This window comes from Streptomyces luteogriseus (assembly GCF_014205055.1).
In the GTDB taxonomy this organism is placed as follows: domain Bacteria; phylum Actinomycetota; class Actinomycetes; order Streptomycetales; family Streptomycetaceae; genus Streptomyces; species Streptomyces luteogriseus.
The window spans coordinates 7,876,151-7,898,744 of the sequence record NZ_JACHMS010000001.1 but is presented as its reverse complement, the minus strand read 5'-3'; the positions used below and the strand labels follow the sequence as shown (position 1 = coordinate 7,898,744).

At 70.1% G+C, this 22,594-nt stretch carries 16 protein-coding genes and 1 pseudogene; 10 read left to right on the top strand and 7 right to left on the bottom strand.

Going from position 1 to position 22,594, the window contains the following annotated elements:
* Window positions 1–53: 53 nt before the first annotated feature.
* Both BJ965_RS35060 and BJ965_RS35055 read left to right on the top strand, forming a co-directional pair.
* A complete protein-coding gene (locus BJ965_RS35060; protein WP_184914756.1) occupies window positions 54–626 on the top strand; it encodes a PadR family transcriptional regulator in 573 nt (190 codons plus the stop codon).
* 110 nt (window positions 627–736) lie between these two features.
* On the top strand, window positions 737–2,461 hold the full coding sequence (locus tag BJ965_RS35055; RefSeq protein WP_184914754.1) for an acyl-CoA dehydrogenase family protein: 1,725 nt from the start codon (window positions 737–739) through the stop codon (window positions 2,459–2,461).
* Between the two features lie 217 nt (window positions 2,462–2,678).
* On the opposite strand, the gene BJ965_RS35050 is transcribed toward BJ965_RS35055, so the two are convergent.
* Window positions 2,679–3,401: a FadR/GntR family transcriptional regulator gene (locus tag BJ965_RS35050; RefSeq protein WP_184914750.1), complete on the bottom strand. Its 723-nt coding sequence runs from the start codon at window positions 3,399–3,401 to the stop codon at window positions 2,679–2,681.
* A gap of 167 nt (window positions 3,402–3,568) precedes the next feature.
* Here BJ965_RS35050 and BJ965_RS40015 point away from each other — a divergent pair, with 167 nt between their 5' ends.
* From BJ965_RS40015 to BJ965_RS35020, 7 genes and pseudogenes are all read left to right on the top strand, one after another.
* On the top strand, window positions 3,569–3,694 hold the full coding sequence (locus BJ965_RS40015) for a hypothetical protein (RefSeq protein ID WP_281402955.1): 126 nt from the start codon (window positions 3,569–3,571) through the stop codon (window positions 3,692–3,694).
* Between the two features lie 323 nt (window positions 3,695–4,017).
* Window positions 4,018–4,848: pseudogene (locus BJ965_RS35045) on the top strand (RICIN domain-containing protein); the annotation flags it as partial.
* A 173-nt stretch (window positions 4,849–5,021) separates the two neighbouring features.
* Window positions 5,022–5,258, top strand: a complete 237-nt coding sequence (locus BJ965_RS35040; protein WP_184914745.1) for a hypothetical protein — start codon at window positions 5,022–5,024, stop codon at window positions 5,256–5,258.
* A gap of 606 nt (window positions 5,259–5,864) precedes the next feature.
* The gene (locus tag BJ965_RS35035; protein ID WP_184914742.1) at window positions 5,865–10,106 is read left to right on the top strand and encodes a CHAT domain-containing protein; all 4,242 of its coding nucleotides are present in this window, start codon (window positions 5,865–5,867) and stop codon (window positions 10,104–10,106) included.
* A 214-nt stretch (window positions 10,107–10,320) separates the two neighbouring features.
* Window positions 10,321–13,815, top strand: coding sequence for a CHAT domain-containing protein (locus BJ965_RS40230; RefSeq protein WP_184914738.1), 3,495 nt, complete (start codon window positions 10,321–10,323; stop codon window positions 13,813–13,815).
* Between the two features lie 48 nt (window positions 13,816–13,863).
* On the top strand, window positions 13,864–14,178 hold the full coding sequence (locus tag BJ965_RS35025) for a hypothetical protein (protein WP_184914735.1): 315 nt from the start codon (window positions 13,864–13,866) through the stop codon (window positions 14,176–14,178).
* Window positions 14,175–14,831, top strand: a complete 657-nt coding sequence (locus tag BJ965_RS35020; protein ID WP_184914731.1) for a hypothetical protein — start codon at window positions 14,175–14,177, stop codon at window positions 14,829–14,831. The genes BJ965_RS35025 and BJ965_RS35020 overlap by 4 nt, the downstream gene beginning before the upstream one ends.
* Before the next feature lie 263 nt (window positions 14,832–15,094).
* On the opposite strand, the gene BJ965_RS35015 is transcribed toward BJ965_RS35020, so the two are convergent.
* Window positions 15,095–15,307, bottom strand: coding sequence for a hypothetical protein (locus BJ965_RS35015; RefSeq protein WP_184914727.1), 213 nt, complete (start codon window positions 15,305–15,307; stop codon window positions 15,095–15,097).
* Between the two features lie 13 nt (window positions 15,308–15,320).
* On the opposite strand from BJ965_RS35015, the gene BJ965_RS35010 reads away from it, so the two are divergent.
* Complete coding sequence (locus BJ965_RS35010; RefSeq protein ID WP_184914723.1) at window positions 15,321–15,542, top strand: hypothetical protein; 222 nt, start codon at window positions 15,321–15,323, stop codon at window positions 15,540–15,542.
* A 193-nt stretch (window positions 15,543–15,735) separates the two neighbouring features.
* Here BJ965_RS35010 and BJ965_RS35005 read toward each other — a convergent pair whose 3' ends face one another.
* The 5 genes from BJ965_RS35005 to BJ965_RS34985 all read right to left on the bottom strand — a co-directional run bounded on the left by BJ965_RS35005 (window position 15,736) and on the right by BJ965_RS34985 (window position 22,526).
* Entirely contained in the window at window positions 15,736–15,888 is a 153-nt protein-coding gene (locus BJ965_RS35005) for a hypothetical protein (protein ID WP_184914720.1), read from the bottom strand.
* Window positions 15,889–16,081: 193 nt separating this feature from the next.
* The gene (locus BJ965_RS35000) at window positions 16,082–17,056 is read right to left on the bottom strand and encodes an ATP-grasp domain-containing protein (RefSeq protein ID WP_184914718.1); all 975 of its coding nucleotides are present in this window, start codon (window positions 17,054–17,056) and stop codon (window positions 16,082–16,084) included.
* On the bottom strand, window positions 17,053–17,781 hold the full coding sequence (locus BJ965_RS34995; RefSeq protein WP_184914714.1) for a hypothetical protein: 729 nt from the start codon (window positions 17,779–17,781) through the stop codon (window positions 17,053–17,055). Before BJ965_RS34995 ends, BJ965_RS35000 begins: the two co-directional genes overlap by 4 nt.
* Entirely contained in the window at window positions 17,772–18,815 is a 1,044-nt protein-coding gene (locus tag BJ965_RS34990; protein WP_184914712.1) for a hypothetical protein, read from the bottom strand. Before BJ965_RS34990 ends, BJ965_RS34995 begins: the two co-directional genes overlap by 10 nt.
* Before the next feature lie 30 nt (window positions 18,816–18,845).
* The gene (locus tag BJ965_RS34985; RefSeq protein ID WP_246546152.1) at window positions 18,846–22,526 is read right to left on the bottom strand and encodes a hypothetical protein; all 3,681 of its coding nucleotides are present in this window, start codon (window positions 22,524–22,526) and stop codon (window positions 18,846–18,848) included.
* Between the last annotated feature and the right edge of the window lie 68 nt (window positions 22,527–22,594).

Here is a 22,594-nt window from a genome sequence, read left to right as displayed (position 1 = left end):
ATCGGAGGGGGTGGGACTTGCTATGCAACGAGTTGCATAGCACGATCGTCGGCATGGCGCTCGAGCACGCGATCCTGGTGTCGCTCCTGGAGAAGCCGGGATCCGGCTATGAGCTGGCCCGGCGTTTCGAACGGTCCATCGGCTACTTCTGGACCGCGACCCACCAACAGATCTATCGCGTACTGAAGCGCATGGAGAACGACGGCTGGGTCGAAGCCCGGGAGGTCCCGCAGCAAAGACGGCCGGACAAGAGGGAGTACTCCGTCGCCGACCTCGGCCGGGCCGCACTGTCCTCGTGGTTGCACGATCCGATCGAGCCGGAGAGCGTCCGCCACGACCTGGCGGTGAAGATCCGCGGTGCCGCCTTCGACGACCCTGCCGCCCTGATCCGCGAGGTGGAGCGGCACCGGCAGACGCACCGGGACCGGCTCGCGCACTATCTCGCGGGCGAGGAGCGGGACTTCACGGGGCCCGATGCGGGCGCGACCGCTCCGGATACGCCGCTGGACGCGGAGCGGGAGCTCCAGCACGTCGTCCTGCGCGGCGGCATCGCGTACGAGCGGATGATGATCGGCTGGCTGGACGACGTGCTCGCCACGCTGGCCCGGTTCGGCCCGGATCACTGACCGCGCCACCGCACCGGCCGCGACTGCTCCTCCTCTCCGGCTCACAGGCTCACCTCCCGCCCCACCCCCCGTTCCTTCCCTCCGCCCACCTGCCGAAAGGGGTCCTCACCATGGCTGACCACCTGCTCTTCAACCCGCGCACATACGACCCCGCGCATTTCGACCCCGAGACACGCCGTCTGCTGCGTGCCACCATCGACTGGTTCGAGGAGCGCGGGAAGCGGCAGCTGATCGAGGACTACCGGACCCGCGCATGGCTCGGTGACTTCCTCGCCTTCGCCGCGAAGGAGAACCTGTTCGCGACCTTCCTGACGCCGTCGTCCAGTGCGGGGGAAGGGCAGCCGGACAAGCGGTGGGACACTGCCCGTATCGCCGCGCTCAACGAGATCCTCGGCTTCTACGGCCTGGACTACTGGTACGCCTGGCAGGTCACCATCCTCGGCCTCGGCCCGGTCTGGCAGAGCGACAACGCCGCCGCCCGCGCCCGCGCCGCGGAACTCCTCGCCCAGGGAGAGGTGTTCGCGTTCGGCCTGTCCGAGAAGGCCCACGGCGCCGACATCTACTCCACCGACATGCTGCTCGAGCCCCACGGCGACGGCGGCTTCCGCGCCACCGGCTCCAAGTACTACATCGGCAACGGCAACGTGGCCGGACTCGTCTCCGTCTTCGGCCGGCGCACCGACGTCGAGGGCCCCGACGGCTATGTGTTCTTCGCCGCCGACAGCCGTCATCCGGCCTACCACCTGGTCAAGAACGTCGTCGACTCCTCCAAGTTCGTCAGCGAGTTCCGCCTGGAGGACTATCCGGTAACGTCCGATGACGTCCTGCACACCGGCCGCGCCGCCTTCGACGCCGCTCTCAACACGGTCAACGTGGGCAAGTTCAACCTCTGCACCGCGTCGATCGGCATCTGTGAGCACGCGATGTACGAGGCCGTCACCCACGCCGGCAACCGCGTCCTCTACGGCCGCCCCGTCACCGCCTTCCCGCACGTGCGGCGCGAGCTGACCGACGCCTACGTCAGGCTCGTCGGCATGAAGCTGTTCAGCGACCGCGCCGTCGACTACTTCCGCTCCGCCGGCCCGGACGACCGGCGCTACCTGCTCTTCAACCCGATGACGAAGATGAAGGTGACCACCGAGGGCGAGAAGGTCATCGACCTGATGTGGGACGTGATCGCCGCCAAGGGCTTCGAGAAGGACAACTACTTCAGCCAGGCGGCCGTGGAGATCCGCGGCCTGCCGAAGCTGGAGGGCACGGTCCACGTCAACCTGGCGCTGATCTTGAAGTTCATGCGCAACCATCTCCTCGACCCGGCCGAGTACCCGAGTGTGCCGACGCGTCTCGACGCGGCCGACGACGACTTCCTGTTCCGGCAGGGACCGGCCCGGGGTCTGGGCTCGGTGCGCTTCCACGACTGGCGCCCGGCCTTCGAGGCGTACGCGCATCTGCCCAACGTCGCTCGCTTGCGCGAACAGGCCGACGCGCTCTGCGAGTTCGTCACCACGGCCGCCCCCGACGCGGAGCAGAGCCGCGACCTCGACCTCGTCCTGTCGATCGGCCAGCTCTTCGCGCTCGTCGTGCACGGGCAGCTCGTCCTCGAGCAGGCCGGCCTGACCGGACTCGACGAGGACGTACTCGACGAACTCTTCGCCGTCCTCGTACGGGACTTCTCCGGGCACGCCGTCGAACTGCACGGCAAGGACTCGGCGACCGAACGGCAGCAGGAGTGGGCACTGGCCTCGCTCCGGCGCCCGGTCGTCGACGAGGCGCGCACACAGCGCGTATGGCAGCGGGTCGAGGCGCTGTCCGGCACATACGAGATGGCCCAGTAGCCGAGCCACGTCCCTCATCGGTGGCCGGGCGTCGCCGGCCCGGCCACCGGTCGGAGGCCGGGCGGTGCATCAACGCGCCCAGAGGATCCAGGACCGTGGCGACTCGGCCGGACGCATCAGCCGCTAGTCGTCGGTGTCCATCGGGTGGAATCCTCCGCCGGTGCCAGGCCGAAGTCCGGCACCGGCGCCTGCCGCAGGTCAGGTGGGCGCCCGCCCGTCACTCTCGCGCTGGGATCCCGAAGGGGACGGGTTCGCCGGAGCGCAGGTGCTCCCTCAGCCACCGCTCGGTGTTGTTCACATGCAGCAGCGCGGCGGCCTGGCTGAGGACGGCGTCACGGGTGGACAGCGCGTTGAAGATCGCCTCGTGCTCGGCGAGGGTCCGGGCCGCGGCCTTGTCGTCGACCAGTCCGCGCCAGATGCGGGCGCGCAGTGTGCGGCCGGAGATGCCTTCCAGGAGGGTGAGGAGGGTCTCGTTGCCCGTGGCGGCGACGACTGCGCGGTGGAAGGCGGAGTCGTGCGCGTTCAGCTGTTCCACGTTGTCGCGGGCCTCGCGCATGGCGTCCAGGTGCCGCTTCACGTCGGCCAGTTGGACCTCGGAGATCCGAGTGGCGGCAAGGGCCGTGGCGACCGGCTCGAGAAGCCGCCGTACCTCCATGAGATCCCGCAGGGCGACCGAGTCGCTCTGCATCAGCTCCACCGCACCGCCGACCCCCGCCAGGAGCAGGCTCGGCTGGAGGCTGGTGACATACGTTCCGTCGCCCCGCCGGACCTCCAGGACACGCGCCACGGACAGCGCCTTGACCGCTTCGCGGGCGAGGTTGCGGGAGAGCCCGAGCTGAGCGGCCAGGTCCGGCTCCGGCGGAAGCTTGGAGCCCGGCGGGAGGGCACCGGTCCGGATCAGCTCACGGATCTGCTCGATGGCCTTGTCCGTCAGAGACAACGCGGCCCCCTCCCCCGACCGTGCTCCGCGGGCACGTCCCACCTCATCGGCCGATGGGGTCGCAGGCCGCCCCAGAGACCGGCGGGGATGTGCTGACCATGGAGTTCCACGTTTCGTACGACCTGTTCCGGAGTCCGCATGTCGAGCGTGACGATGATGATACTGGGATGCCTGTGAGCGTGTCGGGCGGCGACCTCCGGCGCTTCGACGTCAAGGGGTCGAGTGCCGGGCAGGTGCGCGGGCGGGCCCTGCGGACCCTGGACGATGCGGTGATCGCGCCAGGCCACGGCTGATACGAAGGACGGGCTTCCCTCCGCTGAACTGCGGACGCTGCCGAGGTTCGCGTCGCGCACCCCGTCGGTCGTCCGCGGCCTGCCGCACAACATTGGCTGGATGTCTTCAAGGGCACCGTCGGTGTGACGCGTCCACCTCTCCGGACGAAGTCCCGGGAAAGCCGAGCTCACACATCACTCGCACGCCGGCGAGGCCATTCGGCGCCGGGCACACATCCGGTCGCTCAGCGTTTTCAATAACGCGAACCAGTCATGAAGTACCTGTGAGACATGCGATGTCTGGCTAGTCGCGTTACCTACCAGAGGAACAGAAAACGGGTCATTCGACTGCGGGCACCTACATCGACCTGCCCACGCCGACCCAGGACTCCTCCGGCCTCACCATCACCCTGCCGTCGTCGGCGCCGTACAGCGCGGGCGCCTACGTCCTCAAGCTCGCCTTCTCCGGCACGATCCCAGGCCTGCGGCCGCTCACCGGCGCCATCGCCTTCGCGGACGTCGACTACACCGGCAAGGCCGCCGCGTTCACCGTCGGCGACCACACCGCGGCCGACCTGGCCACGGCCGGACTGGGCCCGCGTACCCTCTCCTCCCTGCGGCCGGCCCCCGGATACCAGGTGATCGGCTACTCCGGCGACAACTTCACCGGCACCTCCTGGACCTTCGACGCCGACACTCCCGACCTCAGGAACACCGGCAACAACGACCAGATCACCTCGCTGAGGGTCCGGTTCAACCCGGCGACGTACTTCCGGATCACCAACGCCACCAACGGACTCGCCCTCGACAGCGGCGGCGACGTGGCCTCCGGGTCCAGCCTCAAGCAGTGGACCTGGGACGGCAGTCCCAACCTGCAGTGGCAGGCGGAGGCGGTCGGAGGCGGCTACTACCGGCTGGTCAACCGCACGAACGGCATGGTCGCCGACGGCTGGGGCGCCACCGACGACGGCTCTCCGGCCCGCCAGGCCCCCTGGAACGGCGGCACGAACCAGCAGTGGACCATCACCCACCGGGGCGGTGACCGCTATTCACTCGCGAACCGCACCACCGGCCTGGTCCTCGACGGCGGCGGCGACGTCGGCTCGGGAAGCGTCACCAAGCAGTGGACCTACGGCTCCAGCACCAACCTGCTGTGGACCTTCACCGCGCAGTGACCGGCGGATCCCTTGCCGCTGACGTGGCGACGGGATCCGTGACGCCCTTGGCCTCAGCGAAAGGGACACGCGTGCATCGAGCCGGGGAAGCGGCAAGGCGCTGGACGTCTGGAACCACTCCAACCTCCCGCACCCGCGCCTGGGACCAGGTCAAGCGGACCACCAACTCCCGCATGGCTACCCCGGCACCTGTCGCCCCGAGTCGTGGTGGTCGACCTCGGCACCCACGACCTACCGCCTACGACGACTTCGTCCAGAAGCTGCGCACGCGCTCGGTGCCGGCCGGTACGGCGGCCACCTCCAGCATGGTCAAGGCACGCAGCGACGCCGGAGACAGCCGGACCCGCCACTGGTTCCTCGACGACTCGGGCCCGGACTTCCTCGGCTGCTACTGGCACTACTCGACCTGACGGCAGAGTCGTCTCCGACCGGCTCGTCTCGTTCATCGCCGGTCTGCCGACAGGCAAGGTGACGACACCGACGACCCGGATGCGCCTCGTGCAGCGACTCCGCCGGACGGCCACCGGCCTGCTGCGGGCGGCACCGTGTCGCCCGCAACCGGCACCGCCCGGACCAATGCCGCGGCCGGACCGTATGTGTGGAAGAACGCCCAGGTGGTGGGCGCCGGTTACGTCACCGGGCTGAGAACGAGGATGTGCCCGCCGAGCGATCGCGGCCTTCACGACAGGCCGCCCAGGATGGTCACTCACGGTAGCGGGAGTGGGCATATGCGCCTTCTAGGCTTCCGCCCCCCTCGCGTGAAGAGGTCCGGCCATGGACTCTGACGAGTGCGCCGGGCCGTCAGCCGACATGCTCACTGTCCGGGGATGGAAACCCACGGAAGCCCCGCGCTGACCCGCCCCTGGAGCCGCGCTGTCGAGGCACGGGCTCACCTCGGCCTTGACTCTCCACAGCTCTCCGTCCTTCTCCCGGCGCCGCGGGAAGGTGGGCCTTGAGCCGTCCGGGAAAGGATCTACCCCCTGCCCGGCCTCAACCCGGAGAAGTACGCTGAGCAAATGCCCATTCCGCGCAACGCCGCAGGAAACCGGACGTCAGCCGCAGCGGCCCGGAACGGGCTGGTCGAAGCGGTGCGCGCGTTGGTGTTCACCCAGAACTGGGCCGACGTCCGGCGTACGATCGACGCCCACCCCGCATTGCTGAGCGACATGTGCACAGAGCTGTTCGATCTCGTGATCGAGCAGTTACGGGAGGCCGGAAATCTCACCAGCGTGCGCCAGTACGAGCAGTTCCGCGACCTTCTCGTGCTGGCACGGCAGATCGGTGTCGACGGCGCCATCGCCGACATGGTCGGCGAAGATCTGTCTCCGGAACTGCGGGCCGCCGTCGCTCCCCTGACCGAGCCGTCGACGGCCGGCGGTCTCGGGCCGGAGCAGCGGATCGGGCTGATCCGACGCGCCCTGGAACTGGCCGGCCCGGAGGAAACCCCGAGGACCTGGGGCTCGCTGCACGGGCTCCTCGGCGAGGCCCTGCTCGACGACCGTACGGGGGACCGTGGTCAGAACGCTGAGGATGCGCTCGACGCGTTCCGCAAGGCTGTCTCCCGGCTGTCGAAGGCGTCCCAGCCCGTCCTGTGGGCCATCACGATGAACAACCTGGCGCGGGCACACACGGAACAGACCGGAGGCGACCCGGACGACCACCACGCGCAGGCAAGAACCGCCTTACGCCAGGCCGTTGAAGTGTTCACCGACGAGGCGGGACCGCGGATCCTCGCGGTGGAGACGGAGCGGATGCTGCTGGCGCTGGCCGGCGGCACGCCCGCCGACCTGCGCCGCGCGATCGACCTTCTGCGCCGCACCCTTGCCTTCGTCGATGCGACCGTCACGGCCGGCCATCCGGCCGATCTCCCCCGGCTGGCACAGCTTCTCGACGACGTGGTGCGCGTGTCCACGGACGACGAGGACGCCGGCGAGCTGCCCGAGGACATGCGCACAGATGACCCGGTGTGGGACCGCGCGGTCGGAGGCATGATCCTGCTGACCGAATACTGGCGGACCGGCGAGGTCGACGCGCTGTGGCGTGCCCTGCACCGTCTGGAAGACGCGGCACGATCCACCGACGTGTCGCATCCCCGCCGGGGAGACGTCCTGGCAGCACTCGGCTGTGCGCTTTGGAGCTACCACGGTCGAGTCCACGATCCGACGGCCCGCGACCAGGGCACCACCGCACACCGGCAGGCCGTCGCCCTGCTTCCACCCGGATCACTCCCGCACGTGGCCTGTCTCGCCGCGCTCGCCGGAGATTTGGCCCAGCGCCACCAGGAGACCGGTGAGCGAGGGGACTTGGACGAAGCCATCGATCTGATGGGCCAGGCCGCATCGTCGCTCCCCGATGCGCCGCAGGGCGCCGCGCTCCTCCGGCAGCTGGGTGACTGTCGCCTTGCTCGGCACTCGGCCTACGGCGACCCGGCCGACCTGGACACCGGCCTGGACGCTCTCCGGGCGGCCGAGGCCCTGATCCCGCCCGACGCCGCCGGCCGGTTCAGGGTGCTCACCTCCCTGTCCGCGGCACTCGTCGTCCGCTACGGCCGACGGGGCGACCTCGCCGACCTGGAGGAGGCCCTCGCCCACGGCCGCGAAGCGCTGGGCCTCGCATCGGACCGATCCAGAGCCCGCGTCGTCCTGCTCCGCGAACTGGGCCGCAACCTCACGAGCCGCTACGAGCGAACCCGCCGACCGGCCGACCTCGACGAGGCGGTCCAGTACTCCCGGGAGGCCCTGGCACTCTCCCCGGCCACGGTACCCGACCGTGCCGATCTGCTCCTGCACCTGGGACTCGCGCTGAACCTCCGCCATGACCTGCGCCAGCAGTCCGACGACCTCGACGAGTGCGTCGAACTCGTCCAACAGGCCGTCGACCTGTGCCCGCCCGGGACTGCGTTCCGGGACGTCACGTTGAACGTGCTCAGCGGCGTCCTGCGGGACCGCTACTTCCGCACCGGCGACATGGCCGACCTCGCGCAGTCGATCGACCTGTCCTACGAGGCCCTGCGCCTGGCACCGCCAGGGACCTTGCGTTGGCCGCACCTGGTCAACCTCGGCGTCGCACTGCGCCAGCGTTACGCCCGGAGCGGCGAGCTGTCCGATCTGGACGAAGCGATCGCGCAGTGGCGTGAAGCGTACGACATCTCCTCCACGGACACGGCAGGTCTCCCGTCCGAGCGGTTGTCGGTCCTCATCGGGCTCTCGGTCGCACTTCTCGACAGACATCGGCACACCCGCGACGGCCGGCACCTCCAGGAGGCCGTCGACCGGGTGCGGGAGGCATGGGCTCTCGCCTCGTCATCAACCGGTGCCGACGGCAACATCGCCAACTGTCTGGCCACCACGCTGCTGAACCGCTACTGGCAGGACGGCGATCCGCACGACCTCGACGAGGCAGAGCTGGTGCTCCGCCGAGCCGCCGATGCGGACCAGAGCAGTGTGCACGGCCAGATGTTCCTGCCCAGCACCCTGGCACGGGTGCTCGGCCACCGGTACGACAACGCCGTGGCGGGCGGCGAGCCGGCCGATCCGGACGAGGCGCGGTCATTGTTCCGCCGGGCCGTGACCGCAGGCCTGGCGGCCAACCCGGAACTCGCCCGCGTCGACAGCCAGGTGTGGGGCGAGTGGGCGGCCCGGCGGAACTCCTGGAGGGAGGCCGCGGAGGCGTACGGCTACGGCCTGCAGGCCATGGAGCGGCTGTTCCGTGCTCAGCTCACACGCACGACCAAGGAGTTGCGGCTGCGCGACGTACAGGGCCTGGCGGTGGCCGCCGCGTACGCGCTGGCGAAGTCCGGCGACGCGGTCTCGGCGGCGGTGGCGCTCGAACGGGGGCGGGCCCTGATCCTCTCCGAGGGGCTCGAGCGCAGCCGCGCCAGGCTGGAACAGCTCGCCGCGATCGGACGTGCGGACCTCATCGAGCGCTTCCGGCGCAGCAGCACGGCCCTCGCCGCACTCGAACACCGTGCGCTCGCCCAGGCGAACCGGCCCGACATGGTGCTGCCGCCGTCCGCGACCGCCCCCGAGGCCGATCTCACCGACGCCTTGCGTACCGCCCGCACCCAGCTCGACGCCGCCGACATCCGGCAGGTCCCTGCCTTCGAACAGTTCCTCGACCCGCCCGGCTTCGACGACGTCCGCGCCGCGGCAACGACCCCGCTCGTCTATCTGGCGGCCGCGGAGCAGGGCGGGTACGCGCTAGTGGTGGCCGAGGACCGGGTCGAGGTGTGCTGGCTGCCGTCACTTACGGCGGTCTCGCTGCGGGCACGGGTGGAGACGTATCTGCGGGCGTACCGGGCGCGGGCGAGCGACCCGGTCGCGTGGGTGGGGGCCCTGGACGCAACGACGCACTGGCTGTGGGACGTCGTCATGGAACCGGTCGTCACCGCCCTGGCACCGGCCGGCCGGGCCGCCCTGGTGCCCGCGGGCCTGCTCGGCCTCCTCCCGCTGCACGCCGCATGGCGGGAAGACGTCACGGCACCGAGCGGCCGCCGGTACGCGCTGGACGACCTGCTGCTCACCTACACCCCCAACGCGCGGGCACGGGTGGCGGCGGCGGAGCAGGCCCGCGCCGCCGCCGACGACGGTTTGCTGGCGGTCGACGATCCGCGCCCGGTGGCAGCCGGACCGTTGCCGGCCGCCGGCCGCGAGGTGCAGGAGGCCCTCAAGCACTTCACCCGCGCCCGCCGGCTCGACGGTGAACGGGCCACCCTGCGGGCCGTCGAGGACGCGCTCGGCGACCATCCCATACTCCACTTCGCCTGCCATGGCTTCGCCGACGTGGCCGAGCCCCTGGCGAGCGGGCTGATGCTCGCCCATGACCAGTCGCTGACGCTGCGCGACCTCCTGCGGCACGGCTCACTGAGCGCGCGCCTGGCCGTGCTGTCCGCGTGTGAAACGGCCGTACCCGGCACCGAACTGCCGGACGAGGTCGTCAACCTCCCGACCGGCCTGCTGCAGGCGGGCGTAGCGGGTGTCGTCGGCTCACTGTGGTCGGTCTCCGACACGAGCACGATGGCTCTCATGGCCCGTTTCTACGAGCTGTGGCGATCGGACGGCCTGGATCCGCCGGAGGCGCTTCGCCGAGCGCAGCAGTGGGTCCGCGACGCCCCGAACGGGGCAAAGCGCGACAGGTACCCGGACGTCGAGGAACTGAGCGGAAACCACGTGCCGACGAAGGCCAGACGGCCGTGGGAGCGGTTGCGGGCGCATCGTTCCCCGTCCTACTGGGCCGCGTTCGTCTACGTGGGAGAGTGAGCCGACTGCACGCGCGCTCCTACGACGCTGTGGTCGTCCCCGTCCCCGTCCCCGTCCCCGTCGCCGACGGGGACCAGGCGCCGAAGGACCATCGGTGCGGCCCAGCTCGGCGAGCCTGGACGGGCCGGGACGGGACCGGCCTGGACGGGTCGGGCGGATCAGGATGTCGACGACCCGCCGCTCGCCGTAGGATCGCGCCACGGAGCCGGGCGAGGTGCGGACGTCGCAGGGGGGCCAAGTGCGGTTGTCGCTGGCGGAACTGACGGAGCTGCGGGTGCCGCCGCCGGAACTCGTCGACCGGATCCTGGGTCCGGTGCGGGACCGGGCCGCGCAGGGCCCGCCGGACGATCTCGGGCCGCAGGAACGGCAGTTGTGGCACGCGATGGCGGGCGCGGTCTGCGAGCGGCTGGGTGATCCGGACGGCACCGTGCAGCACTTCGGCGCCGCCCTGACGGAAGTCGACGACGACAGCGAAGACCGGCCCGACGCGGAGTTCCGCCTCGCTGTCGCCCTCCACTCCCGGTTCACCGATCGCGGGGACCCCGACGACGTCCACCGGGCGATCGGTCTCTTCCGCTCCGTGCTGACCGTGGCCGACGAAGGCACCTGGCCGCGTCTCATGGCCGCGGCGCTCCTGGGTCGATGCCTGGCCGACCGGTTCACGGCAGTGGGGGACCCGGCCGACCTGGCAGCGGCCGGCGCCCTGCTGGAGAGGGAGCTCGACGCGGCGGGCGAGCCACCGCCCTCACCGGAAGACGGTGACCCGGAGGAGCTTCACACCTGGATCTCCGCCCTGGATGTACTCGGCGAATGCCTGCGCGAACAGGCAGAGCTGGCCCACGATGAACACCTGCTGGGGCGGGCCGTGGACCGTGCCCGCCAGGCGCTGGACCTCGCCGGGGACGACCCCGCCTTCCGCGCCGCTCCGGAGAAGGGACTCGCCCGCACCCTGCTCGTACGCGCCCTGTGGGCGAAGTCGGTGGAGGACCTCGACGAGGTGATCCGGCTGCTCGATCCGTCGGCGCCGCTCGCCCAGTCGGAGAGCCCGGCGGCGCGCGCGGTGAACCTGGGCATCGCCCATTTCGAGCGGTACCGCCTACGGGGCGCCCCCGATGACCTGGCGCACGCCCGCACGGTGCTCGAGCGGGCCCTGGACGGACTGCGGCAGGGCTCTGCCGCGCGCGCAGGAGCCCAGCTCAACCTCGCCGTCGTACTCCGGGAGACGGCCGCCCGTGCCGCCGACGGGCTGGAACTCCTCGACCGCGCCGTCGAGACGGCCGAGGCGGCGGCCGCCGGCGTGCAACCGGGGTCGCCGCTGTACGTCGGGGCCACCGCCGCCGCGGCCGAGGCGCGGATCGCCCGCCAGGCACAGGGCGGGGGCGGCGGGGCGTCGGAACTGGAGCAGGCCTGCCGGAAACTGGAGGCGGCGGCGCCGTATCTGCCGCCCGGAGGCGGCCTGCTGGTCGCCTCCTTCCGCGACGCCTGGGGCAGCGCCCTCGTCCGGCTCGCGGGCCTCACCTCCGAGCCGGTGGTCCTGGAGCAGGGCGTGGACCTGCTGCGCCGGGCCCTGGCCGATCCGGGCGGACTCCCCGACCGGCCCCGGACGGCAGGGAACCTTGCGGCCGGTCTGTACGAGCGGTTCCTCGCCCGCGGCTGGATGAGCGATCTGGACGAGGCCATCGAGCTGTGGCAGGAGTCCGTCGACCGGCGGCACCCGGGGTCGCCGCACAGCGTCGCCGCGCACAGCGGGCTGGCGGTGGCCTTGCACCAGCGGTACGAGCGGCGTGGCACGGCCGCCGACCTGGACGAGGCCGTGGAGCGGTTGACGGCCGCTGCCGCGCTGCCGGCCGACCCGGCCGAACACCGGGCCGTCCTGAGCAACCTCGGCCATGCCCACCAGGCACGCTACGAGGCCACCGGCGATCCGCGGGACCTGGCTCCCGCGGTGGCCGCTCAGCGGCAGGCTCTCGCCCAGTACGGGCCGGAGGCGGGCCCCGAGGTGAACGCCCGTATCGGACTGGCCCTCGCCCTGGGCGCGCAGGCCGAACGCACCGGCTCGGCGGCGCTGGCCGAGGAAGCGGAGGGCCATGCCGAGGCGGCCCGTGCCGAGGCCGGCCCGGCGTCGCGGGTGTGGGTGTCGGCTGTGTTCGTGCTGGCCGGACTGACTCGTCTGCGCCATGCGCTGACCGGGGATCCCGAACTGCTGCGCGAGGCCGAGGAACTCTACCGGCAGGGCTACGAGGTGGCCCGCGAAAGGTATCCGGCCGCGGCGGCGGAAGGCTCGATGGAGTGGGGCCTGTGGCAGTCGCGGCTGGAGCGGTTTCCGCAGGCCGTGGCCGCCTTCGACCTCGCCGAGCAGGCGGTGGGACGGCTGGTGGCCGAGCAGGGACAGCGTGCGGCCAAGGAGACCTGGCTGCGCACCTCGCGCGGGCTGCCCGCGGCGGTGGCCATGGCGGCCTGGCGGTCCGGCGACGCTGCGGGCGCGGTCTCCCGTCTGGAGCGCACCCGCGCGCTGCTGCTGGCCGAGCGTCTGCGGCTGCGCGGGACGGCGGCCGACCCGGCGCAGCAGCAGTCGTCCCCGGTGGATGCCGTCGGCGCGACGGTGGATGCTGCCGGCGCGACCGGGACGGACGACGCGCGAGCCGAAGGGGGCACCGTCGTCTATCTGGTTCCGGGCCCTGAATCAGGTGTGGCCTTCACGGTGACGGGCTCGGCAGTGCGGGCCACGGCCTTGGACGGCCTGGGGGCGCCCGCGCTCGCCCCCTGGCAGGACGGGACCTGGAGCGACATCACGCGGCTCGACCCGTTCGCCCGGTGGGCCTGGGAGAACGTCCTGGCCAAGGTGGTGCCCGAGCAGGGCACGCCGGTCACCCTGATCCCCGTCGGCGAGTTGGTGCACCTGCCGTGGCAGACGGCGTACGCCGCACCCGGCACCGGCCGCCCGCCCCGCTTCCTCCTCGACGGCCACGCGGTCGGCTTCGCGCCCTGCCTGCGCGTACTGCCCGCCGGCGCAACCGCCCGGGTGGTCCGGTACCTGGGAGTGGCGGTGGGCCGCGGCATGGGCCTACGCGAACTCGCCTTCGCCGAGCGGGAGGTACGGGCGGCCGCCGGCCGGTTCGCCGAGTCCCTGCTGCTGATGGACGAGGAAGCCACGCCCGAGCGGGTGCTGGACTGGCTGCAACGCGGGGGCGGCGTCGCCCACTTCGCCTGCCACGCCGAGACCGACCCCGCCGACCCCCTCTCCTCCGCGCTCGTCCTCGGCGGCGGCGCGCGCCTAGCCGTCAGGGACCTGCTGGACCTGCGCGGCGCGCTCGACCTGGTGATCCTCTCCGCCTGCGCCACCTCCGTGGCCGGGCGGGACCTGCCCGACGAGGTCGTGGGCCTTCCGGGCACCCTCATCGGGGCTGGTGCCCGGGGCGTGGTGTCGGCGGCCTGGCCGGTCAACGACCTCGCCGCGTGCCTGGTGATGACCGACTTCGTGGGCCGGTGGGCCGACGGGGCACCCCCGGCCGAGGCGCTGCGCGCCGCCCAGACCGGGCTACGGGACCTGCCGCACGGCACGCTGGCCAAGCGGCTGCGCGTGTTGCGCGGCCCGGTCGCCACCGCGGCACCACCCACCCCTCCCCCGCCGGCCCCCAGCCGCCCCTTCGAAACGCTCTCCGACTGGGGCGCGTTCACCTATACAGGCCATGTCGGCACCGGACCCTGACACGGGCAGCCCGGAAAGCACCGGACAGCACCCCACGGGAGAGCACCGATGAGCACACCGCCGTCCCTGCGTTACCAGCACGGCACCGACCCGGAGTTCGCACAGCGTGCCGCGGCCAGCTTCGCCCTGGAGGACTTCGGCTCGGCGCTGGTGCTGTCCGGGCCCTGCCCGCGCTGCGGTCAGGAGATGGACTTCATGCTGGTGAAGGAGCTGTTCCGGGACGGCACCGGCGCGGATCCCGCGCCCGGCCGTCCGGTCGTGATGTTCTGCACGGCCGAGGCGGTGTACGAGGGCTCCCCGGACGGAACGTCTGGTTGCGGCGCCTTCTGGAGCCTGTCTCTCCCGGCCGGGGCGAGTGGATGAGCGGCGGTCTGCTGCCCGGCCCCACGCCGAGCGCCGCCCAGCTCCGGCGGGCCATGTCGGTGCGACGGGCCCTGGAGCGGGAGCTGGATCGGGTGCGCGAGGTCGCCGTGGCCTGGCGCAACGGTCTCGGCGCGATCCTGGCCGGACTCGTCGGGTTCAGCCTGATCAAGGGCCGCAGCGACGTCGGGCAGCTCGCCCCCGGCTGGTCCACGGCCGCCGGACTGCTGCTGCTGGCCGCCCTCTGCGTGGGCGGCGCCGGCGCGCTCTGCCTGCTGCGTGCGGCGCATGGTCGTCCGTACGCCCGGCGGCTCTCGGAGGCCGACGATGCGAGCGGGCGGCCGCTGGAGGTCCAGGACCACGATGAGGCACTGGCCAGCGCCCGCTTCCTGCACACGGGGATCGTGCTGACCTGCCTATGCACGACACTGCTCGTGTCCGCGGTCGGCGTGACCTGGTACGCCCCCGCGAAGAGCCCACCGGGGCTCATGGTCCGGCAGGGCGCGACATCCGTGTGCGGCGAGGTGGTCTCGGCCCGCCGGGGAACGGTCGTGTTGAAGGTGGACGGCGTCACCACGACGGTAAACCTGTCCCAGGCCGACTCCGTCACACCGGTCGCGTCCTGCCCCGGGCCGGCGCCCGCCGCCACAGGATAGGCGGCAGTGCCGGAGCACGACCCGAGACCGCTGGTGATCGAACTCTGTGTCGACGTCGCCCGCGCGCCTCCCGGCCGGTGGCGCCGTCCCCGCACGCTCACACGCCGCGAGCCCAGCGCCGTGGAGAGCGCGGCGGTACGGGCTGCGGTTTTCTCCAACGGTCGTGCGTCGAGCAGGGTTGGCTGACCGAGAGACCTGGGACGACGAGCTCGAAGACCTCTCCCTCCGTGGTGTAGCAGAGTGAAGTGACACGATCTCCCCATTTAGCGGATGGTCTCAAGGTCGTTGAGAAGGGCGAGTAGGGTCCCCCAGCACATGCCGACGGTGTCGCGGTCGGGTACTACGCCGCGTTCTCGTTGTTTGCGCAGGTGGACGAAGTTTCGGTACTCGCGGACGATCGCCATGAAGTCGTGGACGTCCATCTGGATCCAGCCGGGGGGCCGGGCCGTGTCCAGGAGCAGGGCGATGAGGGCCATGCCGTAAGCCGCCGTGCTGTTCGCAGATCCGCGTCTCGGTGACGCGTGCTATGTGCTGTTGGAGGAAGTCTTCATTGCTGACGAGGGGGCGGATCCGGTCTTCGAGGTCGTCGGGGACGGTGAAGACAATGGTGTGGCCGTCGGTGCCGATTTCGCCCAGGACGGGCCGGTGGGAGACGTAGGTGATGGCGGGGTTCTCGGCGGCGGGATGTGTGTTGAGTTCTTGGCGTACTAGGTCGGCGCAGGCGATGCTGCTGGTGAGGATGTCGGTGAGCCATGGGATGCGGGGTGAGCCGTCGTACTCGGCGGGAGATGGCCAGGCGGCGCGTTGCAGGAGCTGGGCGAGTTGGTAACTGCGGCATTCGAAGGGTCCGTCGATGTCGACGATGAGACGGCGATGCGTTCGAGGGTGAGGGGGTCGAGGGGTTTCATCGCGTCTGGTCCTTGTCCGCAGTGCGCTGGGCCTGTTCGAAGGCCCGGGTGAGGCGTTCGACGATGACGCGGCCGCGCTGTTTGAAGCCCAGTTCGGTCAGGGCATCCAAGGTGCACGACTCGTTGCAGCTGGTTTCGCTGCCCGGCATGGACCGGGCGGTCGTTCCGGCCAGGCATGACCGAGGGCTCTGGTGTTCTCAGGGAGGGCCCTTCCCGAGAAGATCACGTTCGGAGGCGAGCGCCCGCCGCGCGGCCGTCCGCCGCCCCCACCATGCCGGGCGGGACGGGCACTCCAGGATCTGCCATGCTCTGTTCAACCAGCCTGCCCGGCCTGACCTGGCGTCACCTAGGGATTGTCGTGGTTGGGTCTCCCGCCAACACCTCCCCCTCATCCTGGGGAGTTCGCCATGACCGTCGCCCGCGTTCGAGGCCGACAGCGATGGCGTTGGAGATCGGCTGGCCGGTGCGGTTCTCGTAGCAGCCGAAGGCGGGATTGGGATTGACCTCAAGGCAGAAAACCTGGCCGTCGTCGGTCAGGATCAGGTCGATGCCGGCCAGGGGCAGGCCAAGGCGGTCCGCGAGGACTGAGCACCGCTCCGCTAGTTCGTCGGGTGGCTGCCAGGGGAGGAATTCAGTTCGATCGGCGTAGCGGTAGTCGAGCCCGTTGGTGACGACCCGGGTGGCGAACACGGCTCCAGCGGCCACGTGCACTCGAACGTTGGTCCCGGGGATGAGGCGCTGGAACTGGACGGGGCAGCCACGGATGAGAGGGAGTCGTGCGTCCGCGTCATCGTTGAGGACCTGAACAATGGACCGCACGGAGCTGATCGACTTGTAGATCAGCAGGCCGTGACGGGCCCTGAAGTCGTGCACCAGCTCCGGATCGTTGGTGACCAGCGTCTCCGGTATCTGGAACCCGGCCTGGCGGATTAGCTGCGTCTGATAGGGCTTGGACTGGTTGGAGGCGGATGCGCCCGCGCGATTCATCACGCAGCCAGGCGCGATTTCGATCCAGTTGCTCAGCGCGTGGTGCCATGTCCGACAGCGCTCTACCGTCTCCTCGGGCCCGTCGCATACTTCAGGCAGTACGGTCCAGTCCATGAAGCGGCTGTAGATGCCGGTCACCGAGGCGCAGTCGACGGGCCCGAGGCCGGTGAGGACCTGCCCCTCGATCTGGGCCCCGACAATCTGGGCATCGATGGGGGTCTCTTCGAACCGACGCTGGTGCAGCACTGCATGGGTGTGACCGAGCCGGTCAAGGGCGGCGATCACCAGCGCGGTCGACGGATCGCTTGTTATCCCGCAGACGACGATCACGATGCTCTGACCGCCAGGCCGTAGAAATGACTGTGCAGGTGGTCAAGGAGGGGGTCGCCGCCGAGGCGCAGGTCGGGGAGGGGAGTGGCTCTGGTGAAGGTCACCGAACGCGAGTCGCGGTACAGGCCTATTTCCAGCAGGTCCGTACCGGCCAGGTTCGCGAGCTGCACGCACGCCGGGATGAGGTCCTGAACGTCCTCGCCCCCGAATACGCTCTCCCTGAACACCACGAGTGTATGGGTTGCCGCAGGGCCGGGAGGTTCTGATCCCGCATGACTGGACAAGGACCGCGGTCGCACAGGCAGCCCTGCCCGTGCCGCGAGCAGGGTCCACTCCGCCGCTGATCGCCATGCACCGCAAAAGCCCCGTGCGCTGGGCTGATTGACGGCCACCGGAGCGATGCACATGAGCAAACTGAGCATGAGGGCGCTCAGCTCGCTCTTCGCATAGAGGGTGTCGGCCTCACTCGCCAGTGCCAGAGGAGCGATGGGCGCGCGAACCACACGGTTGAGCGCGCCTGTGATGTCGCTGTCGGCGAATGTACGGCCGTCGGCAAGACGGACGCGGAAGCCGGCGACGCTTCGCTCGACGCGGTGATCCAGCTGCGTGGAGTAGAGCAGATCGTCCGGCGTGACGAGTTCGACCGGTGTCAGTCCGCGGTCCCTCAGACCTTGGCGTGCCCAGTTTCCGACAGGATCGGTCGGATCGCACAGAATCAGCCACATGGCGGTTCACGGTTCTCGGTTCCGGTCTCGGCTTCCTGTTCGAGGAATCTGCTCGCCAGGTCCGGTCGCAGCGCAGCGGGAATGAAGTGGGCGAGCTGAGAGATGTTCCGCTGCAGCTCCACGAGCTGGCTGGTCAGGCGTTCCTCACCCACTCCGGACAGGAAGTCGGCGTCGAGGGGGCCGTCTATCGCGGTGTACTCCGGAGGATGGCCCGGCTTGTCTATTGCGCCATCCTTTTGCGCATCCTTGCTGTCCTTCTCGTGGTCCTTCTCGTGGTCCTTCGGGTCGACAGGGGGAGGACCGACCTGTACCAGAGTGATGGTTCCTGTTTCCCGCTCTGTGTCATCGCCGAGGTTGGACCCTATGACATAGGGGATCACCACGTCGTCCTGGGAGCTTTCGGCTGCCTCGGCTGAGAATTTGAGCGTCGCGCACCCGTTGGGTTCGATTCGGCGAGGAACCTCCTTGAGTATGAAACCTCCGCCGACGTCGGTGTCGGCCGTATCGGAGAATTTCAGGTCTCCGGTACCGATGTTGGCCACCTCTAGTGTGAAATCCGAACGCGGCGCGCCCACCCCCTGCACGAATCTTCTTCCGTCCAGGGAGACGCGTGGCTGCCGGGTGTTCGCTTCGGAAGTGGACGTCACCCACACAAAACCGAGTGGCTGGGGGTCGGCGTTGATGAATCTCACCCTCCAGGGCCGGATGGCGCTCTCCAGGATGGTGATCTCCACTGTGAAGATGTCTTGTGGTTCCTCGCGTGTCCAGTGAGCGGTGGCGACGTCCTGGCCGAGCTCCTTAAAAACAACCTCTTCCGGCGCGGCCGGGACCGCCATGATCCGACTTGTTCCCGCCCGGAGTTCAATGATGGGCGGCGCACCGACGCCGAACGGTTCACAGTCGGGACCGATGGTTATCAGGCGGAGGAACATGCTGTCAGCGGTGGGAGGGACGTTGAAGGGGATCATTCCGGTGGGCTGCAGGTGCGCGAGCACGAGCTGGTCTGTGTCCTTCGGGAACATGCTGAATGCCATGATGCTTTCGTCCTTTCTGCGGATTCGGCGTCACCCCTGACGCAGGGGCACGATGTCCGCGTGAATGAGACGTCCCGTCCCCACCGTGGTGGCAGCGCCGCTGCCGGACTGCGGAGATGTCTCAAATTCCTGGACGACGATGCGCAAGGGCCGCGCCCCGCTTTGCGGAATGTCCAGAAAGTGCTTCTGCCCGAGTGGCGCGGTGGTGGCGCGGAAGATGGTGGTCCACCCCGTGGAGCTCCCGGTCGTGCCTGCGGCATCCAGTACCTGCAGCTCGGTGCGCACCACGTTGGGCGCAGGGCCACCCGGACCGAGGCCGTCGAGGACGATGGCCGCCCGGCTGCCCTCACGGGTCACAATCAGCCGCCGGTGGGGCGGAAGCTGGGCGGGTTCCGTCAGGACCGCCGCCGACAAGGCGGCCACGCCGTCCGTTGTGTGTGGCTGATAGCGGGCCAGCGCGAGCCGGACGAAGGGGAAATAGGAGGAGGAGACGAGCGGGGACAGATCGATGTCGGCATACCACCGGTCGGCCTCAGGGTCGAACTGGACCGGATAGGCAGACACCCCGATCGTGCGCTGCAGCTCGGGGAGGTACACCTGGGCTTTCACCGCCGCGTTGATCTGGTCCTGAGGAACGACGGCAAGTGGAGCACCGGTGTCCTGGATCGGGTCGCGCCCAGCCATGCTGATGTAGCGCTCGGCTTCCGCCGTGGCCTGTGGGGTGGGCCAGGTGAGTACGGCAAGTGATTCCTCGTTCCCCGAGATGTACCAGGGCCGTTCGAGGAAGACCCGCAGGCCGCCGCCCTGCCGTGACCGGGTGATCGACATTGCGTCCGAGGTGTGCGACCAGCGGAAGGTCGGCATGGCGTAGAGCAGCTTCGGAATGGGGGGGCTGGCCGTGCTTGGGACGTCCGTGAGCTGGAGGACGCCCTCGGCCAGGCAGGCCCGGGGGTCGGCGGCGACGGCGCGGGCGAAACAGTCCTCGAAGCGCGATACGCCTGTCACCGTGTACGTGACGTGATGCCGGCGGGTATCGCCGAACTCCTGCCGGATCGTCGGGATCGCACGGCTGGGGATGTCCTGCTCTATGTCGAAGGAGCCGACATGCGCCCTGCGCGTGGTGCGGCGGGGCTGGCACGGCGGCAGGTCCTCCTCGTCCGTCCATTCGGCGTGCACATCGATACGACCGGTACTGGGAATGTCGATCTTCAGTTGATCGGTCTTGAGGAGCGTGTCGGTGCTTCTGGCCCGCCGCTGGGACGTCAACTGTCCCTGGGGGTCAGACAGCGGCCGTTGCACGGCGTGGACGATGCTGATCGTTCGCGGCGGTGTGATCAAGCGGTTCAACCCCGAAAGGATCTGCAGGAACCCAGGGTCCTCCTTGTCGTTCGGGTCGACGTCCATCCAGCGGGCGATGCCGAACAATCGGATGTCGTTGTCCGTTGGACAGGACGGAATGTCAAGCTTCACCTGCTCGGCGGGACCCAGGGCCACCGTGAAGGTGCGCCTGTCGGTGGACCTGCTCATGGTGCAGCCCGATGCAGCGGCCACCACTTGCAAGGCCAGCGGACCGGGCGCAGGCCAGGTACCCGGCCACTTGGCGACCAGGGGGAGGTTGTGGCCCTGTACCTCACCGGGAGAGCCGGTTGCAGGGTCGATCGGACGAGGTCGCGTGTTCAGGGTTACATGATTGCTGGCCGGATCCGCCAGCCACGGCAGTACGACCCCTGCCTCAGGCAGGACGACGTAGGGGGGCTCGCTATCGGTACCGCCCTCGGCTCCCACGACGTCCGCTCCATGCACGTCCAAGAGGTCGCGGTCGGCCCGCCTGGCGACCTCGAAGAGTCGTTTCACTTCCGACGCCGGGGCGTCGGGTCCCATGGCTCGGTCGAATAGGCCCTCGTGTCGCATCGCCAGCTCGAGTGAGCACTTCGGGGCCAGGAGCTGGCGGAGGTCGGAGACGCGGTACCCGTGTGCGGCGGAGTAGTTGCTCACCGAGGTGTCCCGGTCACTGCGGATGACCATGCGGTCGTGGCCCTCCCCGTCGGCGAACGCACGAGTGGGCACGATCTCGGGCGGCAGAAGTGGCTCGTACCGGTGGTACACCACGGCTTCAGTTCGCCCCTCACCCGCCGTGACTTCGCTGTCCCGCAGTCCCCCGCCCGCGAGGTCGGCGATCCGCGCCCGGAGGCGGTACGTGCGGCCGAATCTCAGCTGCGGCAACGACCCCGGTTCGCACTCCACCACGGCCTCGAACGGCTGCCCGTCCGCGGTTGCCGCTGTCGCGTCACCCGTGTCGACCGGTCTCTCGGGGCGCTCGGCGACCAGACTCCAGCCGTCCCACCGTGCGACCGTCTGGTGCACGTAGAGCGCGTCCTGCTCGTCGGCGCCCGTTGCTATGGGGCCCGGCCGGACCCACCCCTCCTCCAGCAGTCCGCCCGGTCCGCCGTCGGCGGCCTCCTCACCCACCGGCACGCCGCCGATAAGGTAGCGGACGCGCCTGCGGCACAGGGAGAACCACCGTCCGGCGGTGTCGTCCCAGACATCCAGCCGGTAGCCACCCAGGAGGGAGTCCGCCTCCAGCGGTATGGAGAGGAGACCTTCGGGCGTCGCCCGTCGTCGTGCCCGTTCCAGTTGCTTGTCGTGTTGCCGTCGGCGGTCCCGCTCGACCAGGGCGAAGCCCGCCGAACGAAGTGCGGGCAGGGCGCCGGGTGCGGCTGGGCCACCGGACGAGGCCTCTGCGGTGTCGGATCGGGCAGCGCCGACCAGCCGTAGCGTGGCCCCGTCGACGTCGAACGGCATCAGTTCGAACCGTGGGTTGCCGGACGGGGCCGGGCCGGTACGTGCCAGGGGGAGCATTCCCTGGGAGAACTCCGTCGATGCCGGGCCCGCGGCGGACGCCGGAAGGAAGCGGTTGCCGACCACGCTGTAGGAGGTTCTCGGAGACCTGTCCTGCTGTGTGGCGTCGCGCCAGTGGGCGGGCGGGCGGGGGTCGTTGGCTGGCCACTGCGGAACGACGGCGAGTTCCGCTGCGGTTGCCCCACCGGCCAGCCGGGAGGCGGGCACCGCCATGTCGATCAGCAGTCCGAGCGTGCGCAGCAGGAAGGGGTGGTCGGCGAGCCGTGCGACTGCGCCGTGGAATTCCGCTTCGCTGCGGCCTGACCCCTGTTCGGTGAACTCCGAGGCGTCGCGACGGTAGAATCCGTACGCACGCTGGAGAGGAGTCTGCTTGGCTTCCGGGCCGTCGGACGACAACGCGGCTCCAGCCTGCCACGTGTCACCGATCCGCCGCAGCTCCTGCCTCAGTTCCGCGTTGTCCTCCGGATCCTCACCTTTGTACGCAACAAGCGCCCGGCCGGTGGCGGTGTACACGTTGCGGATCTCCGTACCGGCCTCGGAGGCCGGGAACTCGTGGACGGAGCGGCCGTCGTAGGCGACCGGCTGATGAGGCTTCACCAGGAGGTCGGCAGGGAACAGTGCCTTCCACGCTCGTAGTTGGTCGGCGACGGAGAACTGCAGCGGCCGCCCTTCGAGGGTGACATGCGGTACACGCAGCGGCGGTTCGGGAAGCCGCTGCTGGGCGCGGAAGACATCGAACCCCAGAGCGGCGAGGCGTTCGGGCCAGCTCTGCATGCCGAAGTGGCCGACGGTGAGCCTGGGCCCCGCCGGCCCCAGCAGGCGGGGGGTCAGCAGCACCGAGAACACCGCCATCTGCTCGGGCTGCCCCGGCAGCGGCATGATGCGCCCAGCCGGCAGCGCGGTCCAGGTGAACTGCCTCT

What these genes read in the sequence shown, in the direction of transcription:
- BJ965_RS35060 (WP_184914756.1), top strand. Translation starts at nt 54, where the DNA reads ATGGCGCTCGAGCACGCGATCCTGGTGTCGCTCCTGGAGAAGCCGGGA.
- BJ965_RS35055 (WP_184914754.1), top strand. Translation starts at nt 737, where the DNA reads ATGGCTGACCACCTGCTCTTCAACCCGCGCACATACGACCCCGCGCAT.
- BJ965_RS40015 (WP_281402955.1), top strand. Translation starts at nt 3,569, where the DNA reads ATGCCTGTGAGCGTGTCGGGCGGCGACCTCCGGCGCTTCGACGTCAAG.
- BJ965_RS35040 (WP_184914745.1), top strand. Translation starts at nt 5,022, where the DNA reads ATGGCTACCCCGGCACCTGTCGCCCCGAGTCGTGGTGGTCGACCTCGG.
- BJ965_RS35035 (WP_184914742.1), top strand. Translation starts at nt 5,865, where the DNA reads ATGCCCATTCCGCGCAACGCCGCAGGAAACCGGACGTCAGCCGCAGCG.
- BJ965_RS35025 (WP_184914735.1), top strand. Translation starts at nt 13,864, where the DNA reads ATGAGCACACCGCCGTCCCTGCGTTACCAGCACGGCACCGACCCGGAG.
- BJ965_RS35020 (WP_184914731.1), top strand. Translation starts at nt 14,175, where the DNA reads ATGAGCGGCGGTCTGCTGCCCGGCCCCACGCCGAGCGCCGCCCAGCTC.
- BJ965_RS35015 (WP_184914727.1), bottom strand. Translation starts at nt 15,307, where the DNA reads ATGGCCCTCATCGCCCTGCTCCTGGACACGGCCCGGCCCCCCGGCTGG.
- BJ965_RS35005 (WP_184914720.1), bottom strand. Translation starts at nt 15,888, where the DNA reads ATGCCGGGCAGCGAAACCAGCTGCAACGAGTCGTGCACCTTGGATGCC.
- BJ965_RS34995 (WP_184914714.1), bottom strand. Translation starts at nt 17,781, where the DNA reads ATGTGGCTGATTCTGTGCGATCCGACCGATCCTGTCGGAAACTGGGCA.
- BJ965_RS34990 (WP_184914712.1), bottom strand. Translation starts at nt 18,815, where the DNA reads ATGGCATTCAGCATGTTCCCGAAGGACACAGACCAGCTCGTGCTCGCG.
- BJ965_RS34985 (WP_246546152.1), bottom strand. Translation starts at nt 22,526, where the DNA reads ATGGCGGTGTTCTCGGTGCTGCTGACCCCCCGCCTGCTGGGGCCGGCG.